This window comes from Anabaena sp. FACHB-1391 (genome assembly GCF_014696755.1).
GTDB classification, from domain to species: domain Bacteria; phylum Cyanobacteriota; class Cyanobacteriia; order Cyanobacteriales; family Nostocaceae; genus Dolichospermum; species Dolichospermum planctonicum.
This window is the reverse complement of record NZ_JACJQS010000083.1, coordinates 1-2,300: the sequence shown is the minus strand read 5'-3', so window position 1 is coordinate 2,300 and position 2,300 is coordinate 1. Positions and strand designations below refer to the sequence as shown.

At 41.3% G+C, this 2,300-nt stretch carries 1 protein-coding gene; it reads right to left on the bottom strand.

Features of this window, described 5'->3' with window-relative positions; all coding sequences use genetic code 11:
- Positions 1-302: 302 nt before the first annotated feature.
- Positions 303-2,300 (bottom strand): Calx-beta domain-containing protein (locus H6F62_RS20275; RefSeq protein WP_277878669.1); only part of this gene is annotated, 1,998 nt, incomplete at its 5' end.

The window sequence follows — 2,300 nt, the reverse complement described above, 5'->3', positions numbered from 1 at the left end:
CACACAAAGTCTTTACCTCAAGTACAGATATTATATTGCGGGGTGCGGGGTTATCTTCTTCATCCTCTTCTTCATACTCCCCACTCTCTAACTCTGTACTCCGCACTCCTTAAGATAGCTCTTCCTTATCAAGATAAGGATAACATATTTCAAATCCTTTGTCAACACCTAAAAAGCAAATTTTTCGCGGTTTTTTTTTGCGTTTGTGATAATTGTAGGTTGGGTTAAGCCACAGCGTAACCCAACAAAGTCCTAACAATAAAGTCCCGAAGTTGTTGGGTTTTCTCAACCCAACAAAGTTATTAACTAAATAGGAAATTACCTCCAAACAGGTTGACATTCACACTATCACTAGTAAAACCATTTGTACTAGATAATGTTCCTAATAATTGACCAGTACCAAAACCAGTATTACCACTAATACCATCTCCCACGGCAAATCGTGTATTAAGACCAGATGTCACGACATCAATATTAGTGATTCCTGAAAAATCAATTTTATCACCATTGACACCGCGCACAAATTGGTAAATCGTGTCTGTACCATGACCTGCTGTATAGCGGACAGTATCTACTGCGTTATCGTTAGCACCTAAATAAATGAAGTCATTCCCTATACCACCAGTTAAATCATCAGCACCGACACCTCCCAGGAGAGTATCATTACCTCTACCACCATTCAAGGTATCATTACCGATACCACCATCAATAGTATTGGCTGCATTATTTCCTGTGAGGCTATTATTTAGACCGTTACCAGTAGCCTTGATAGCAGATGTTCCTAGTAAGGTGAGGTTTTCTAAGTTACTTGCCAATGTGTAACTAATGGTAGTCAAAACAGTATCAGTTCCTTCATTGGCGTTTTCTTTAACGATATCTCCTGCATTATCCACATAGTAAGAGTCATCACCTGTACCACCGCTGAGGACATCTGCACCTGCACTACCATTGAGGTTATTATCAAGGTCATTACCAGTAATGGTATCATTGCCCTGAGAACCAGTGACATTTTGGAAATTCTCTACAGTAAAAGTGATATCTCCCGAAGGTAAGCCAAAGACCGTGAGACTATTTGCGCTTAAATCCACATCAATGGGGTTATTGGTACTACTTGCAGCATCAATGGCATTAGCAAAAGCACTATTACCGATAAACACTTCTGCTTGGACGGTATCTGTTCCCAAAGCACCTTTATTGACTGTTCCCTGTGCTTGCAAGGTAATACTGGTTGCAAGTTGACGATAATCAACTGTATCTACACCATCTCCACCAGTTAAAGTATCATTGCCGACACTGGCAATTAAGGTATCATCACCGCCACTACCATTCAGGTTATTACCAAGGTCATTACCCTTAATGGTATCATTGCCCTGAGAACCAGTGACATTTTGGAAATTCTCTACAGTAAAAGTGATATCTCCCGAAGGTAAGCCAAAGACCGTGAGACTATTGGTACTTAAATCCGCGTTAATAGAGTTATTGGTACTACTTCCAGCATTAATGACATTAGCAAAAGCACTATTACCGATAAACACTTCTGCTTCTACCGTATCTGTTCCCAAAGCACCTTTATTGACTGTTCCCTGTGCTTGCAAGGTAATACTGGTTGCAAGTTGACGATAATCAACTGTATCTACACCATCTCCACCAGTTAAAGTATCATTGCCGACACTGGCAGTCAGAGTGTTATCAGCACTATTACCAGTGAGGATGTTATTACCGTCATTTCCTGTACCGTCAATGGCTGCTGTTCCCGTCAGGATGAGATTTTCTACACCTGCGGGTAGGGTAGTTGTCACGGAACTTGTGAGGGTATCAGTTATGGTTGTGGTGGCGCTTGTTTTTGTCCCCAGATTGACATTATTGGGAGATGTGAGGGTGAGGGTAAAGGCTTCATCTGCTTCATTAAGGTTATCATCGAGAATGCGGATTGGAATGGTTCGAGTGGTGATACCTGGTTCAAAAGTCAGAGTTCCGTTGGTGCTGATGTAGTCTAACCCTGCTGTCGCTGTACCATCAGCAGTAGCATAATTAATGGTGATGGTTTGGTCACTAATGGAGGAAAGAGTAACAGTGTAAGTGACGTTTTGGGGGTTAATATCGCTTTCAAGTATTGTCTGGTCACTGCTGAGGTTAATATCGGGGAACTCATCATTAAGAATAGTTCCTGTTACTGCTGCTGGTGTAGCAATGTTGTTATAACCTGTTCCCGCAAGTAGGGTTAAAGCTACAGTTTCATTATTTTCAACAATTGTGTCTGCTGTGGGGTCTATGGTTATTTGTTTCGTAGTTTCATTCGC